A 13,827-nucleotide genomic window follows, 5' to 3' on the forward strand; every position below is an offset into this window, starting at 1 on the left:
TTTAATGGACGACAACAAGAAGAAAGCCTTGGCTGCGGCCCTGGGTCAGATCGAACGTCAATTCGGCAAGGGTGCCGTAATGCGTATGGGCGATCACGACCGTCAGGCGATCCCGGCTATTTCCACTGGCTCTCTGGGGCTGGACATCGCGCTCGGCATTGGCGGCCTGCCAAAAGGCCGTATTGTTGAAATCTACGGTCCGGAATCTTCCGGTAAAACCACCCTGACCCTGTCGGTGATTGCCCAGGCGCAAAAAATGGGCGCCACCTGTGCGTTCGTCGATGCTGAACACGCCCTGGATCCTGAGTACGCCGGCAAGCTGGGCGTCAACGTTGATGACCTGCTGGTTTCCCAGCCGGACACCGGCGAGCAAGCCCTGGAAATCACCGACATGCTGGTGCGCTCCAACGCCATCGACGTGATCGTGGTCGACTCCGTGGCAGCCCTGGTACCCAAGGCTGAAATCGAAGGCGAAATGGGTGATATGCACGTGGGCCTCCAAGCTCGTCTGATGTCCCAGGCGCTGCGTAAAATCACCGGTAACATCAAGAACGCCAACTGCCTGGTGATCTTCATCAACCAGATCCGTATGAAGATCGGCGTGATGTTCGGCAGCCCGGAAACCACCACCGGTGGTAACGCGCTGAAGTTCTACGCTTCGGTCCGTCTGGACATCCGCCGTACCGGCGCGGTGAAGGAAGGCGACGAAGTGGTGGGTAGCGAAACCCGCGTCAAGGTTGTGAAGAACAAAGTGGCTCCGCCATTCCGTCAGGCCGAGTTCCAGATTCTCTACGGCAAAGGTATCTACCTGAACGGCGAAATGATCGATTTGGGTGTGCTGCACGGTTTCGTCGAGAAGTCCGGTGCCTGGTATGCCTACAACGGCAGCAAGATCGGTCAGGGCAAGGCCAACTCGGCCAAGTTCCTGGCGGACAACCCGGACATCGCCGCCACGCTTGAAAAGCAGATCCGCGATAAACTGCTGACCCCTGCGCCAGACGTGAAAGCTGCCGCCAACCGCGAGCCGGTTGAAGAAGTGGAAGAAGCTGACACTGACATCTGAAGCACACGATGACTGTTGTACTGGATACACTCGTCGCCGTTCGGCGCACTGCGATGGACCTGCTCGCTCGCCGCGAGCACGGTCGGGTCGAGCTGACGCGTAAACTGCGTCAGCGCGGCGCAGATCCCGAGATGATCGACACAGCCCTCGACCGGTTAACGGAAGAAGGGCTGCTGTCGGAATCCCGTTACCTAGAAAGCTTTGTCTCCTACCGAGCCCGATCCGGTTATGGCCCCGCACGCATTCGTGAGGAACTGAGCCAGCGTGGCCTGCAACGCGCCGACATCGACCTCGCCCTGCGTGAGTGCGGCATCAGTTGGCAATCGCAGTTGGAAGACACCTGGCGTCGCAAATTTTCTGGCCATCTGCCTATCGATGCGAAGGAACGAGCGAAACAGGGCCGCTTTCTGAGTTATCGCGGCTTTTCGATGGAGATGATCAGCCGCTTATTAAGTGGCCGAGATGTGGACGACTAAGTTGACTGTGGCGAGGGAGCTTGTTCCCGCTGGGCTGCGCAGCAGGCCCAAATGTCCCATCACCCTTTCGCCTGACTCACCGACCACAAAAAAGACCCACTATGAAAATAGTGGGTCTTTTTTTTTGCGCTCAAAAAATCAAGCCGTCTGCGGCGACACCCGCTGCTGTGTCTTCCCTTGAGCCTGCGCCCAGTTCGCCGGCAAGTTGATGTAATCCACCAGCTCCCGTAACCGGCCCTGATCCCGCCCATTGAAGTTGAACACCAGTCGTGTCAAATGGCTGAACCGTGGCTCATCATGTTCCTCGCCTGTATAGGCAAGTTGCTGGAACTCTCCACTCAATCGCAGGCTGGCAAATTCACTCTGTAGATGCTTAAGCGCTTGATCACTAAGCGGGTGATTCATGCGTACCACAAACTCACGCTTCAACCAGCGCGTGGAATGGAAATTGGCATAAAACTGGTTGATCTCTTCCACCGCTTCTTCAGCGCTATGCACCAGTCGAACCAACTTGAGGTCGGTAGGCAAGATATAGCGATTGGCTTCCAGTTGGCTGCGGATAAAGTCCAGGGCGCCTTGCCAGAAGCCACCCCCCGGAGCATCCAGTAACACCACAGGCACCAAGGGACTCTTGCCGGTCTGGATCAGCGTCAGCACTTCCAGTGCTTCATCCAGGGTGCCGAAACCGCCTGGGCACAACACCAATGCATCCGCTTCCTTGACGAAAAACAGCTTGCGCGTAAAGAAGAAGTGAAAGGACAGCAGGTTCTCGGTGCCATCAATGGTCGGGTTGGCGTGCTGTTCAAATGGCAGGGTGATATTGAATCCCAGGCTGTGCTCCAGGCCCGCGCCCTCGTGCGCCGCAGCCATGATGCCGCCGCCACCCCCGGTGATCACCATCAAGTCCGAGCGTGCCAGCGCGGCGCCCACTTCACGGGCCAAGGCGTACAAGGGGCTTTCCACCGGTGTACGTGCCGAGCCGAAGACGGTGACCTTGCGCCGCCCCTTGAATTGTTCAAGCACGCGAAAGGCATGGTCCAGTTCTCGGATGGCACGCAGAGTGATCTTGGCATTCCAGCGATCACGGTCTTCCTCGGCCATGCGCAGCACGGTGAGAATCATGTCGCGATACAGGGGAATATTCGGGCTATTGGGGGCGATCAACTGAAGTTGAGTATCGACCTGTTGCGTGAGATCGACGTCTTTTTCTGCAAAATGCTTGAGCAGGCTGTCATTCGGTTCGTAAGGCATTCAGCGTCTCCTTTTTGCAGGGCCCGGGTAGCCGACGAGTGATTCGCCGGAGGCGACGACACTGCATGTGTCGCTGCTTGCCGCAGGGGGCAACCTTCTTTTGCCCTGAAAATATTACAAAACAACCTGAAAAAGGTTGTGAACAAGCGGTTGGGATGACTTGATCATGGGCCGAAAAACCCTTGGCTGGCAACCGCTTATTGGATTTGCCGGGTGCAGTCCAAGACGCTGGTGGGGATTGACGCGCGGGAGGGCGCGCCAGTGGACAGCGGCGCGCCGGGGGCAGGCAGAGGTTACTTTTTCTTCTTCGCAGGCGCCGGGCAATCGGCTTCCACGAACTTTACCGATGCCACAGGACGGTTGGTCTTGTTCTCGGTGATTTCGTAGCGCATGACTGCGCCCTTGGCCATCAGTTCGCGGTAGCCTGGGTTGGTGCACACGCTGCGGCCCAGTTGAAAATACACTGCTTTGGGATTGGCGCGCATCTGTTCGGCGCGGTCGGGCAGCACGCTGAGGTGATCGATCAGTTGCATGCCTTCAACCGTGTAGGCCACTTCCAGGGTTTTTTCGTCGATTTCCCGGGGCAGGTCCTTGTTGCTTTCGGCCGCGACGCTTTGCAGCTTCCTGTTCATTTGCGCCTCCAGCAGCGAGGCCGCCTGGGCGCCCACAGGCAAGACCAGCGCAAGCGCGATGGATGGGGCGACAAGACGCAGCATGGAACGCAGCATGAAATTCTCCTGATTCGGTTACTGGTGCATAGACCAACCACTGCGCCGTGCGTTCAGTGGCGCGCGATTATAGGTGACCCCTTGCCACTACAGCCAGGCGTATCGCTGGTAAACTGCGAGCACTTCAGCCCTCCACGAGTTTTTTCCGTGTCGATTGACCTTTTCCCGCGGCGTACCCGATGAGCCACGCCGTTTCTCGCCTGCGCACCCTGCGCCTGGCGCGCGCTGTCAAGCCGTTCGTCAACCGGGGCTCCCGTGCCGAACGTTGCCCCGGTTGCCGGGTGATCCCCGAGTACTGCCTGTGCGCCTGGCGGCCCAAGGTCCAGGCCAGGTCCGCCATGTGCCTGTTGATGCATGATGTCGAACCGATGAAGCCCAGCAACACGGGTTGGCTGATCGCCGATGTCATCGATGACACCCTGGCGTTCGCGTGGTCGCGCACTGAAGTCGATCCGCAGTTGCTTACCTTGCTCGCTGACCCGCAATGGCAGCCTTATATCGTGTTCCCCGGTGAGTTCGTGGCGCCTGAGCGGGTGGTGGGTGAGGTCATGGTGAACGAGGGCAAACGCCCCTTGTTTATCCTGCTGGACGGCACTTGGAGTGAAGCGCGCAAGATGTTTCGCAAGAGCCCTTACCTGGAGCATTTGCCGGTCCTGAGTCTGGCGCCTGAGCAACTGTCGCGTTACAAGCTGCGCCGGTCCAAGCGCGATGATCATTTCTGCACCGCCGAAGTCGCCGCCTTGTGTCTGGAATTGGCCGCCGACGGTGCCGCCAGCGAAGTACTGGATGCCTACCTCGACGTCTTCAGCACCCATTACCTGGCCGCCAAGTTCCAGATGCCCTTGGATCCGACAGATGTCGTCCATACTCGACTGGCGCCCTATATACCGAGCGTATAGCCAGACGACGTTTGCATGATGGCACTGTAAACCCAGTCGCCGCTAAAATGCCCACCGGGCGTAGTGCTTGACCCCCCAGGCTACGCTGGGCATGCTGGGCGCCGATTGGGGCGCAACCTCGTATTTTCGACGTCGTTCCAGGCGCTTTTGACGTCGAGCTTGCCCTGTGGCGATGGCCGCCTGGTCGTTGCCGTGTGTACTGGCGAACCCTGAACCCATCGGGGCTGCCATAAAAACAGGATCATTTAATCAATGGCCACATACGAAATCCTGATAGCCGATGACCATCCGCTGTTTCGCAGTGCGCTGCATCAGGCGGTGACCCTGGGCCTTGGCTCGGATGTCCGCTTGGTCGAGGTGGCCAGCATTGCCGAGCTGGAGGCCCGCCTCACCGAAAAGTCCGACTGGGACCTGGTGCTGCTCGACCTGAACATGCCCGGTGCTTACGGTTTCTCGGGGCTGGTGTTGTTACGCGGGCAATACCCGCAGATCCCCGTGGTGATGGTCTCGGCCCAGGAAGAAGCCGACGTGGTGGTGCGCTCCAAAGAGTTTGGCGCCAGCGGTTTCATTCCCAAGTCCAGCGCCATGGAAGATATTCAGAGCGCCGTGCGCAAAGTGCTCGATGGCGATGTGTCCTGGCCGCCGCAGGCGTTCGAAGAAATCAACGTGTCCGATGAAGCCAAGGCTGCCCGTGATGGCCTCGCCAGTTTGACACCCCAGCAGTTTCGGGTGCTGACCATGGTCTGCGAAGGGCTGCTGAACAAACAGATTGCCTACGAGTTGAGCGTGTCGGAAGCGACCATCAAAGCTCACGTGACCGCAATCTTCCGCAAGCTGGGCGTGCGTACGCGCACCCAGGCTGCGCTGCTGTTGCAACAACTTGAGTCAATTTCACAGCATTAAGCTGATAGCGATTCACGCTTTTTTGACTTGGCGTGATCTAGTTTCCCCACTTCTTTGGTTCAGTTGCCTACGTCTATGTCGCCTTTCAAGGGTCAAACCGGTATCAAACGTATCTTCAATGCGGGGGGCTATTCCCTGGATGGTCTGCGCGCGGCTTTCACGGGCGAGGCGGCTTTCCGTCAGTTGGTGCTGCTCAATGTCATCCTTATCCCGCTGAGTTTTTTCCTGAACGTCAGCCGGGTCGAGCGGGCTTTGTTGATCGCCGTTTGCCTGTTGGCCTTGATCGTCGAGTTGCTCAACTCGGCGGTGGAGGCGGCGATCGACCGAATCTCTCTGGACCGCCACCCGCTGTCAAAAAATGCCAAGGACATGGGCAGCGCCGCGCAATTCGTCGCGCTGACCATGATCACCCTGGTGTGGGCCGTGATCCTTATCTAAGCCTCAGGCGATACTCGGCAGCACGATCTCGTCGCTGCGCTGAACCCCTGCGGTGAAAGCGCGGCACAACTCCAGAAACTCGCGCATCGCCGAGGTCTGGTACTTCTGTTTATGCCAGATGAAGTAGAACTGCCGCGCCAGGTCCAGGTCTGGGGTTTCCACCGGCACCAGGCTGCCCCGACGAAACGCGTCGCGCAGCGCCAGGCGCGAGATGCAACCAATCCCCAATCCCGACTCCACGGCGCGCTTGATCGCCTCGGTGTGTTCCAGTTCCAGGCGGATATTCAGCGCACTGCGGTGATGGCGCATGGCCTGGTCGAAGGTCAGGCGCGTGCCTGAGCCTTGTTCGCGCAGGATCCACGCCTCATGGGTCAGCTCTTCCATCGTTGCCACGCCACGCTTGGCCAAATGATGCTGGGGCGCGCAAAACACCACCAGTTCATCTTCCACCCAGGTCTGTACCTCGATGTCCGGGTGGCTGCAGTCGCCTTCGATTAGACCCAGGTCAATTTCGTAATGTGCAACCTGGTGCACGATATTGGCAGTGTTCTGCACATGCAGCTTCACTTGGCTTTCGGGGTGCTGCTGCATGAAACTGCCGATCAGCAGGGTGGCCAGGTAATTGCCGATGGTCAGGGTGGCGCCCACCGCCAGGGAGCCGAAGCCGGACTTGCCGTTGAGCAGATCTTCGATCTCCTTGGCCTGGTCCAGCAGCGCCACGGCCTGGGGTAATAGCTGATGTCCGAGGGCGTTGAGGCTCAGACGTTTACCGGCGCGGTCGAACAATTGGCAGCTGGATTGGCGCTCCAGTTCGGTAATCGACGTACTGGCGGCGGATTGAGATAAGGCCAGAAGGCCAGCAGCGCGTGAGACGCTTTCCTGCTGGGCGACGGCGACGAAGACTTGCAGTTGACGGAGAGTAAATCGCATATCGATATAACCGATAACCCTTATCTTAATAATCCAGTTAACAGATATTGTCGTCGCCATTAGAATGTTGTGCAATTGCGCGCTTCATCTCTGGCGCAGACCCATTTCCAGGAGTTCCCCGTACATGAGCAACATGAACCACGAGCGTGTCCTCAGTGTTCATCACTGGAACGACACTCTGTTCAGCTTCAAGTGCACCCGTGATCCGGGCCTGCGCTTCGAGAACGGTCAGTTCGTGATGATCGGCCTGCAACAGCCTAACGGCCGCCCGCTCATGCGCGCTTACTCCATTGCCAGCCCGAACTGGGAAGAGCATCTGGAGTTCTTCAGTATCAAGGTGCCGGATGGCCCGCTGACTTCCCAATTGCAGCATTTGAAGGAAGGCGACGAGATCATCATCAGCAAAAAACCGACAGGCACCCTGGTGCTTGACGATTTGAAGCCGGGCAAACACCTGTACTTGCTCAGCACCGGTACTGGCCTGGCGCCATTTATGAGCGTGATCCAGGATCCCGAGACCTACGAGCGTTTCGAAAAAGTGATCCTGTGCCACGGCGTGCGTTACGTCAACGAAGTCGCCTACCGCGAATTCATCACCGAGCACCTGCCGCAGAACGAATTCTTCGGCGAGGCCCTGCGTGAAAAGTTGATCTACTACCCAACCGTGACCCGCGAGCCGTTCGAAAACGAAGGCCGCCTGACCGACCTGATGCGCAGCGGCAAGCTGTTCAGCGACATCGGCCTGCCACCGATCAACCCCGAGGACGACCGCGCCATGCTGTGCGGCAGCCCAAGCATGTTGGACGAGACCAGCGAAGTGTTGAACAGCTTCGGCCTGAAAGTTTCGCCACGCATGCGTGAGCCGGGTGATTACTTGATAGAGCGCGCGTTCGTCGAGAAATAACTGCGGTAAAAATGTGGGAGGGGGCTTGCTCCCTCCCACATTTGGTTTCCGGTTTATGCAGCTGGAACCACTTCCAGCACACAAATCATTCCAGCCTCAGGATAGTGCCAGCGCACATCCACATCCCAGAACTGCGCCCCGTATTCGCGCTCAGGCCCTGGCGTCTGATAAGCCGGCCGTGGATCCTGGGCCAGACACTGATCGATCAACTCCACCAATGGCTCTCCAAGGCGCTGAGCGTGGCCTTGTGCCTGCTGCAGCGCCTTCTTCAGCCACTGCACGGGAATCAGCTGCGGCGCACCGCTGGCGATGCTGTTGGTGGCCGTGTCGACAATATCGGCATACGGCACATACGGCTTGATATCCAATACCGGTGTGCCATCGAGCAAATCGATCCCGGAAATCCACAGCCGCCCCGGCTCGACCTTGTCCAGCTTGACCACTGACTGACCAATCCCGTTGGGCCGATGAGTCGCACGGGTCGCAAACACACCCATGGACGTGTTGCCGCCCAGGCGTGGCGGGCGCACTTTCAGGCGTGGTTTATCTTCCAGGGCCTGGTGGAACAGGAACAACAGCCACACGTGGCTGACCTGTTCCAGACCCTGTACCGCCTCACCCTGGTCGAACGGCGCCACCAATTCCAGCACGCCACGGGCGGCAGGCGCCAGTTGCGGTTGGCGCGGGATGGCGAACTTCTCCTTGAAGCAGGAGCGTACGAAACCGACGGGCGAGACCTGGTAATTCATGGCTTACGTGCGAACCCGCAGCGTCAGGCCCTTGAGGAAGTTGCGCAGCAACTGGTCGCCACAGGTGCGGTAGTTGGTGTGACCGAACTTGCGAAACAGTGCGCTCAGTTCCGGCTTGGACACCGGGAATTCGGCGGCCTTGAGGATGGCATGCATGTCGTCTTCCTTGAGTTCGAAGGCCACGCGCAGCTTCTTGAGGATAATGTTGTTGGTCACCGGCGTTTCGATCGGCTGCGGTGGACGGCTTTCGTCCTTGCCGCGCTTGAAGATCACCAGGCCGTCGAGAAAGTGGGCCATGACTTCGTCCGGGCAGAACACGAAGCCTTCTTCCTCGTCTTTCTTGAGGTAGGTCAGCAGGTCGTCCTTGGTCACGTCCATGCCGCCGAGCTTGATGATCTCGACCATCTTGTTGTCGCTGATGTCGAGCATGTAGCGCACGCTGCGCAGTACGTCATTGTGAATCATGGTGGGCAATCCTGGTATTCAACGGAGGACACCGCCCTAGCAGGCGGTGTCGAGAAAAGGGAACGGCTTAGAACTTCTCTTTGCCGGACAGGTAACGCCATTGACCGACCGGCACCTTGCCGATGGACACGCCGCCGATGCGGATGCGACGAATAGCCACGACCTTCAGGCCAACGGCTTCGCAGAACAACGCGATCACGCCGGGCTGCGGGTTTTTCATCGCAAAACGCAGGCGGTTTTCGTTCTGCCAGCTGGCTTTGACCGCCGGCAACTCTTTGCCTTTGTAGGTCAGGCCGTGGTTCAGGCGGTTAAGACCGTGGGCAACCATGTCGCCCTCGACCTCCACCACGTATTCCTGCTCGATCTTGGCGGCATCGGCGGTCAACTTGCGCAGAATCTTCCAGTCCTGGGTAAACACCAGCAGGCCGCTGGCCTTGGCCTGCAGGTCGGCGCTGGCGGTCAGGCGCAGGAAGTGGCCCTTGAGCGGGCGCTTGCTGAAGCGGTGCTCTTCGGACAGCGTTTCGGCGCTGATCGAGGCCATGGCCGTCTCGGCATCCACACCCGCCGGGGCGTGCAGCAGGATAGTCACCGGCTCCGGCACGGTGGCCTTGGCCTCAGGGTCGAGTTCGACCTTCTGGGTGGTGACCTTGAACTGCGGCTCGTCGATCACTTCACCGTCCACCGAAACCCAGCCGCCTTCGATAAACAGCTCAGCCTCCCGACGGGAGCAACCGACCAGTTCGATAAGGCGTTTGGAGAGGCGTATGGGGTCAGTCATGACAAGGGCCGTAACAAAAGGGGGTGACTATTGTACCTGCCTGGCGCCGGTTAATCCCGGCCCCATTTCAGCCTGCTGTATTTTCGGGGGAGCCGGTTTGTGGGGACCTCAGCCGCTGCGTAGGTGTTGCTGCTGGCGCAAACGCAGATGCAGCAACGGATAGGGCTGGCCCAGACCGTCATGCTCGGTGCGTCCGATCACCTCGAAGCCCTGTTTGAAATAGAACCCCAGCGCCCGCGGATTTTGTTCGTTCACATCCAGTTCATCGGCATTCATATGCTCGATGGCATAGCGCAGCAATTGTCGCCCCAGGCCCTGGCCTCGGTGCTGAGGGTCGATAAACAGCATCTCCACCTTGCCTGCCGCCACCCCGGCAAACCCTGTGATTCGCTGGCGCGAGTCCTTGGTGCAGATGAGCATCACCGAATCCAGGTAGCGGGTCAGCACCAGGTTTTTCAGGCGCACGATGTAGCTTTCCGGCAGAAAGTCATGGGTGGCGCGCACCGAGGCCTCCCAGATCCGCGCCAACTCGGCGTAGTCGCTGGTTTTAGGTGTATGGATAACCGAATGCTGACGCATGCCCGCGGCCCCTTACTGTAGACGGTGCTGATGGGCGAAACGATAGACCTAAAAAAGCCCCGCATCTTGTCTGGAAGCAGGGCTTTTTCATTTCTTTACTGCATCAGGCGCGTTTTTCAGCCCACAGGTCATATTCGTCGGCGTCGGTCACGGTGCACCACACCTTGTCGCCCGGCTTCAAACCGCTGGCGTCGTCGATAAACACGTTACCGTCAATTTCCGGTGCGTCGAAGAAGCAACGGCCCACCGCGCCTTGCTCGTCGACCTCGTCGATCAGCACTTCGATTTCCTTGCCGATGCGCAGTTGCAGGCGCGCCGAGCTGATGGCCTGTTGGTGCGCCATGAAGCGTTCCCAACGGTCTTGCTTGACGTCGTCCGGCACCACGGGCAGGTCCAGCAGGTTGGCGGGGGCGCCTTCCACTGGCGAGTATTGGAAGCAGCCGACGCGGTCCAGTTGGGCCTCGGTCAGCCAGTCCAGCAGGTACTGGAAGTCTTCTTCGGTTTCGCCAGGAAAGCCGACAATGAAGGTGGAACGAATAATCAGGTCAGGGCAGATCTCGCGCCAGTTCTTGATGCGCGCCAGGGTCTTGTCTTCGAAGGCCGGACGTTTCATGGCCTTGAGCACTTTCGGGCTGGCGTGCTGGAACGGGATGTCCAGGTACGGCAGGATCTTGCCGGCGGCCATCAGCGGGATCAGCTCGTCAACGTGCGGGTACGGGTAGACGTAGTGCAGGCGCACCCACACGCCCAGGCTGCTGAGGGCTTCGCAGAGTTCGGTCATGCGGGTTTTTACCGGCGCGCCGTTCCAGAAACCGGTGCGGTACTTCACGTCGACACCGTAGGCGCTGGTGTCCTGGGAAATCACCAACAGCTCTTTGACGCCGGATTTGACCAGGCGCTGGGCCTCGTCCAGCACATCGCCCACCGGGCGGCTGACCAGCTTGCCGCGCATCGACGGGATGATGCAGAAGCTGCAGCTGTGGTTGCAGCCTTCGGAAATCTTCAGGTAGGCGTAGTGGCGTGGGGTCAGCTTGATGCCTTGCGGCGGCACCAGGTCGATCAGCGGGTTGTGGTCCTGACGCGGTGGCACCACGTCGTGCACGGCATTGACCACCTGCTCGTATTGCTGCGGACCGGTCACGGCCAGCACGCTTGGGTGCACATTGCGGATATTGCCTTCTTCCACGCCCATGCAGCCGGTCACGATGACCTTGCCGTTTTCCTTGATCGCTTCGCCGATCACTTCCAGGGACTCTGCCTTGGCCGAGTCGATAAAGCCGCAGGTGTTGACCACCACCACATCGGCGTCCTGATAAGTGGACACGACGTCATAGCCTTCCATACGCAGTTGCGTGAGGATGCGCTCGGAGTCGACGAGCGCCTTAGGGCAACCCAGGGAAACAAAGCCAACCTTGGGGTTGGCTTTTGCGATGGTGGTGGACATGTCTAACCTCGGTATTGAATGACGCCGCCGGTCGTGCACGACGAGGCAACGGACGGGCACTTGGAATGTGCCTCTGATCAAAAAGTGCGCAATTCTAGCGACGGGCAACGCACTTGACCAGCTTTATGCAGGGAAATGCGACGAGTGCTGCGCTATGCTTCGCGCCGTTGGCACGGGTAAAACCCTTGGGTCAATAAAACGTCTGTTACGAGAAGTAAAACAGCGCATGCTAGGGTCAGCTTAGATGTGTTGTTTATAAAGACCTCAGGTCAAAGGGCAGGAGTGGTTGATGGGTCAGGCAAGTAGTCAGGCAGCGGGTGCCGAGCATTCAAACGCCAAGCCGATTGGCATGCTGGTGGCAGCGGTCGGGGTGGTTTACGGCGATATCGGCACCAGTCCGCTCTACACCCTTAAAGAGGTGTTCACCGGTGGTTATGGGGTTCAGGTCAATCATGACGGCGTGCTGGGAATTCTGGCGTTGATCTTCTGGTCGCTGATCTGGGTGGTGTCGATCAAGTACATGCTGTTCGTGCTGCGTGCCGACAACCAGGGCGAGGGCGGCATCATGGCCCTGACGGCGCTGGCGCGACGGGCGGCGGGGGAGCGCAAGAAGTTGCGCAGTTTCCTCGTGGTGTGTGGTCTGTGCGGTGCGGCGCTGTTCTACGGCGACAGCATGATCACCCCGGCGATTTCCGTTTTGTCGGCCGTGGAAGGCCTGGAGTTGGCGTTCGACGGTCTGGAAAAATGGGTCGTGCCGATTGCGCTGGTGGTGCTGGTGGCGCTGTTTCTGATCCAGAAACACGGCACCGACCGCATCGGCAAATTATTCGGACCGGTGATGGTGACCTGGTTCCTGGTGCTGGGCGGCCTGGGCATCTATGGCATCAGCCAGCATCCGGAAGTGCTCAAGGCATTGAACCCGATCTGGGCCGTACGCTTCTTCGAGGCTCACCCAGGCATTGGCGTGGCTATCCTGGGCGCCGTGGTGCTGGCACTGACCGGTGCCGAAGCGCTGTATGCCGATATGGGCCATTTCGGCCGCAAGCCTATCGCCCGTGCCTGGTTCATCCTGGTGTTGCCGGCGCTGGTGCTCAACTATTTCGGCCAGGGCGCCTTGTTGCTCGGCGATCCGGAAGCCGCGCGCAACCCGTTCTACCTGTTGGCGCCGAGCTGGGCGTTGATCCCGCTGGTGGGGTTGTCGACCCTGGCCACGGTGATTGCATCCCAGGCGGTAATTTCCGGGGCGTTCTCGTTGACGCGCCAGGCGATCCAGTTGGGTTACATCCCGCGCATGCATATTCAGCACACCTCCAGCGCCGAACAGGGCCAGATCTATATCGGCGCGGTTAACTGGTCGCTGATGGTCGGTGTGATCCTGCTGGTGCTGGGTTTCGAGTCCTCCAACGCCCTGGCCTCGGCCTACGGCGTGGCGGTGACCGGCACCATGCTGATGACCACCATCCTCGTCTCGGCGGTGATGCTGCTGCTGTGGAAATGGCCACCGGTGCTGGCTGTGCCGGTATTGCTCTGCTGCCTGTTGGTCGATGGACTGTATTTTGCGGCCAACGTACCGAAAATCATCCAGGGCGGCGCCTTCCCGGTTATCGCGGGGATCGTGCTGTTCGTGTTGATGACGACCTGGAAGCGCGGCAAGCAATTGCTGGTGGAGCGTCTCGACGAAGGCGGCCTGCCGCTGCCGATCTTCATCAGCAGTATCCGCGTGCAGCCGCCCCATCGGGTGCAGGGTACGGCGGTGTTCCTCACCGCGCGGCCCGACGCCGTGCCCCATGCGCTGTTACACAACTTGCTGCATAACCAGGTACTGCATGAGCAAGTGGTGCTGTTGACGGTGGTGTACGAAGACATCCCGCGCGTGCCGGCCTCACGGCGGTTCGAGGTGGATGCCTACGGTGAAGGCTTCTTCCGCGTGATTCTGCATTTTGGTTTCACCGACGAACCGGACGTGCCCGAAGCGCTGAAGCTGTGCCATCTGGACGATCTGGATTTCAGCCCGATGCGCACCACCTACTTCCTCAGCCGCGAAACGGTGATTGCCTCGAAACTCGAAGGCATGGCGCGCTGGCGCGAAGGCTTGTTCGCGTTCATGTTGAAGAACGCCAACGGCAACCTGCGCTTTTTCAAACTCCCGGTAAACCGGGTGATCGAGCTGGGCACCCAGGTCGAAATGTAAACTGGCTTTACACGGGGGCCGGCAATCGG

At 59.3% G+C, this 13,827-nt stretch carries 15 protein-coding genes; 7 read left to right on the plus strand and 8 right to left on the minus strand.

Annotated elements, in window-relative coordinates; genetic code table 11:
- Nucleotides 1-4 precede the first annotated feature (4 nt).
- Together recA and recX are read left to right on the plus strand one after the other, a co-directional pair.
- Entirely contained in the window at nucleotides 5-1,063 is a 1,059-nt protein-coding gene (recA, locus tag PSH66_RS06485; protein ID WP_048720087.1) for a recombinase RecA, read from the plus strand.
- 8 nt (nucleotides 1,064-1,071) lie between these two features.
- On the plus strand, nucleotides 1,072-1,539 hold the full coding sequence (recX, locus tag PSH66_RS06490; RefSeq protein WP_003172170.1) for a recombination regulator RecX: 468 nt from the start codon (nucleotides 1,072-1,074) through the stop codon (nucleotides 1,537-1,539).
- 138 nt (nucleotides 1,540-1,677) lie between these two features.
- Here the strand turns inward: recX and PSH66_RS06495 are convergent, their stop codons facing one another.
- A complete protein-coding gene (locus PSH66_RS06495; protein ID WP_003172171.1) occupies nucleotides 1,678-2,790 on the minus strand; it encodes a TIGR00730 family Rossman fold protein in 1,113 nt (370 codons plus the stop codon).
- A 293-nt stretch (nucleotides 2,791-3,083) separates the two neighbouring features.
- A complete protein-coding gene (locus PSH66_RS06500; protein ID WP_003172172.1) occupies nucleotides 3,084-3,518 on the minus strand; it encodes a PA3611 family quorum-sensing-regulated virulence factor in 435 nt (144 codons plus the stop codon).
- Nucleotides 3,519-3,697: 179 nt separating this feature from the next.
- Between PSH66_RS06500 and PSH66_RS06505 the strand changes: the two genes are divergently transcribed.
- The 3 genes from PSH66_RS06505 (at nucleotide 3,698) to PSH66_RS06515 (ending at nucleotide 5,758) form a co-directional block, all read left to right on the plus strand.
- Complete coding sequence (locus tag PSH66_RS06505) at nucleotides 3,698-4,417, plus strand: tRNA-uridine aminocarboxypropyltransferase (protein ID WP_003172173.1); 720 nt, start codon at nucleotides 3,698-3,700, stop codon at nucleotides 4,415-4,417.
- 252 nt (nucleotides 4,418-4,669) lie between these two features.
- Nucleotides 4,670-5,320: a response regulator transcription factor ErdR gene (gene erdR / locus PSH66_RS06510; protein WP_003172174.1), complete on the plus strand. Its 651-nt coding sequence runs from the start codon at nucleotides 4,670-4,672 to the stop codon at nucleotides 5,318-5,320.
- 75 nt (nucleotides 5,321-5,395) lie between these two features.
- The gene (locus PSH66_RS06515; protein ID WP_003172176.1) at nucleotides 5,396-5,758 is read left to right on the plus strand and encodes a diacylglycerol kinase; all 363 of its coding nucleotides are present in this window, start codon (nucleotides 5,396-5,398) and stop codon (nucleotides 5,756-5,758) included.
- 3 nt (nucleotides 5,759-5,761) lie between these two features.
- Here the strand turns inward: PSH66_RS06515 and PSH66_RS06520 are convergent, their stop codons facing one another.
- Entirely contained in the window at nucleotides 5,762-6,688 is a 927-nt protein-coding gene (locus tag PSH66_RS06520; RefSeq protein WP_042944277.1) for a LysR family transcriptional regulator, read from the minus strand.
- A 124-nt stretch (nucleotides 6,689-6,812) separates the two neighbouring features.
- On the opposite strand from PSH66_RS06520, the gene fpr reads away from it, so the two are divergent.
- Nucleotides 6,813-7,592, plus strand: a complete 780-nt coding sequence (gene fpr, locus PSH66_RS06525) for a ferredoxin-NADP reductase (protein ID WP_003172178.1) — start codon at nucleotides 6,813-6,815, stop codon at nucleotides 7,590-7,592.
- 53 nt (nucleotides 7,593-7,645) lie between these two features.
- On the opposite strand, the gene tsaA is transcribed toward fpr, so the two are convergent.
- From tsaA to rimO, 5 genes are all read right to left on the minus strand, one after another.
- A complete protein-coding gene (tsaA, locus tag PSH66_RS06530; RefSeq protein ID WP_305428597.1) occupies nucleotides 7,646-8,341 on the minus strand; it encodes a tRNA (N6-threonylcarbamoyladenosine(37)-N6)-methyltransferase TrmO in 696 nt (231 codons plus the stop codon).
- Nucleotides 8,342-8,344: 3 nt separating this feature from the next.
- A complete protein-coding gene (locus tag PSH66_RS06535) occupies nucleotides 8,345-8,806 on the minus strand; it encodes a DUF1456 family protein (protein WP_003172180.1) in 462 nt (153 codons plus the stop codon).
- A gap of 67 nt (nucleotides 8,807-8,873) precedes the next feature.
- Nucleotides 8,874-9,584, minus strand: coding sequence for an rRNA pseudouridine synthase (locus PSH66_RS06540; protein WP_078823469.1), 711 nt, complete (start codon nucleotides 9,582-9,584; stop codon nucleotides 8,874-8,876).
- A 108-nt stretch (nucleotides 9,585-9,692) separates the two neighbouring features.
- Nucleotides 9,693-10,163 carry a GNAT family N-acetyltransferase gene (locus PSH66_RS06545; RefSeq protein ID WP_305428598.1) on the minus strand — a complete coding sequence of 157 codons (471 nt, stop codon included), beginning with the start codon at nucleotides 10,161-10,163 and terminating at the stop codon, nucleotides 9,693-9,695.
- Nucleotides 10,164-10,266: 103 nt separating this feature from the next.
- Nucleotides 10,267-11,607: a 30S ribosomal protein S12 methylthiotransferase RimO gene (gene rimO, locus PSH66_RS06550; protein WP_003172183.1), complete on the minus strand. Its 1,341-nt coding sequence runs from the start codon at nucleotides 11,605-11,607 to the stop codon at nucleotides 10,267-10,269.
- 289 nt (nucleotides 11,608-11,896) lie between these two features.
- On the opposite strand from rimO, the gene PSH66_RS06555 reads away from it, so the two are divergent.
- Nucleotides 11,897-13,798 (plus strand): potassium transporter Kup, encoded by a 1,902-nt coding sequence (locus PSH66_RS06555; protein ID WP_003172185.1) that lies wholly within the window; start codon nucleotides 11,897-11,899, stop codon nucleotides 13,796-13,798.
- The last annotated feature ends 29 nt before the right edge of the window (nucleotides 13,799-13,827 follow it).

The organism is Pseudomonas sp. FP597 (assembly GCF_030687435.1).
GTDB lineage: Bacteria > Pseudomonadota > Gammaproteobacteria > Pseudomonadales > Pseudomonadaceae > Aquipseudomonas > Aquipseudomonas lactucae.

Bases quoted from the DNA above. Each gene is read 5' to 3' on its own strand.
- recA (WP_048720087.1), top strand. From the start codon at position 5: ATGGACGACAACAAGAAGAAAGCCTTGGCTGCGGCCCTGGGTCAGATC.
- recX (WP_003172170.1), top strand. From the start codon at position 1,072: ATGACTGTTGTACTGGATACACTCGTCGCCGTTCGGCGCACTGCGATG.
- PSH66_RS06495 (WP_003172171.1), bottom strand. From the start codon at position 2,790: ATGCCTTACGAACCGAATGACAGCCTGCTCAAGCATTTTGCAGAAAAA.
- PSH66_RS06500 (WP_003172172.1), bottom strand. From the start codon at position 3,518: ATGCTGCGTTCCATGCTGCGTCTTGTCGCCCCATCCATCGCGCTTGCG.
- PSH66_RS06505 (WP_003172173.1), top strand. From the start codon at position 3,698: ATGAGCCACGCCGTTTCTCGCCTGCGCACCCTGCGCCTGGCGCGCGCT.
- erdR (WP_003172174.1), top strand. From the start codon at position 4,670: ATGGCCACATACGAAATCCTGATAGCCGATGACCATCCGCTGTTTCGC.
- PSH66_RS06515 (WP_003172176.1), top strand. From the start codon at position 5,396: ATGTCGCCTTTCAAGGGTCAAACCGGTATCAAACGTATCTTCAATGCG.
- PSH66_RS06520 (WP_042944277.1), bottom strand. From the start codon at position 6,688: ATGCGATTTACTCTCCGTCAACTGCAAGTCTTCGTCGCCGTCGCCCAG.
- fpr (WP_003172178.1), top strand. From the start codon at position 6,813: ATGAGCAACATGAACCACGAGCGTGTCCTCAGTGTTCATCACTGGAAC.
- tsaA (WP_305428597.1), bottom strand. From the start codon at position 8,341: ATGAATTACCAGGTCTCGCCCGTCGGTTTCGTACGCTCCTGCTTCAAG.
- PSH66_RS06535 (WP_003172180.1), bottom strand. From the start codon at position 8,806: ATGATTCACAATGACGTACTGCGCAGCGTGCGCTACATGCTCGACATC.
- PSH66_RS06540 (WP_078823469.1), bottom strand. From the start codon at position 9,584: ATGACTGACCCCATACGCCTCTCCAAACGCCTTATCGAACTGGTCGGT.
- PSH66_RS06545 (WP_305428598.1), bottom strand. From the start codon at position 10,163: ATGCGTCAGCATTCGGTTATCCATACACCTAAAACCAGCGACTACGCC.
- rimO (WP_003172183.1), bottom strand. From the start codon at position 11,607: ATGTCCACCACCATCGCAAAAGCCAACCCCAAGGTTGGCTTTGTTTCC.
- PSH66_RS06555 (WP_003172185.1), top strand. From the start codon at position 11,897: ATGGGTCAGGCAAGTAGTCAGGCAGCGGGTGCCGAGCATTCAAACGCC.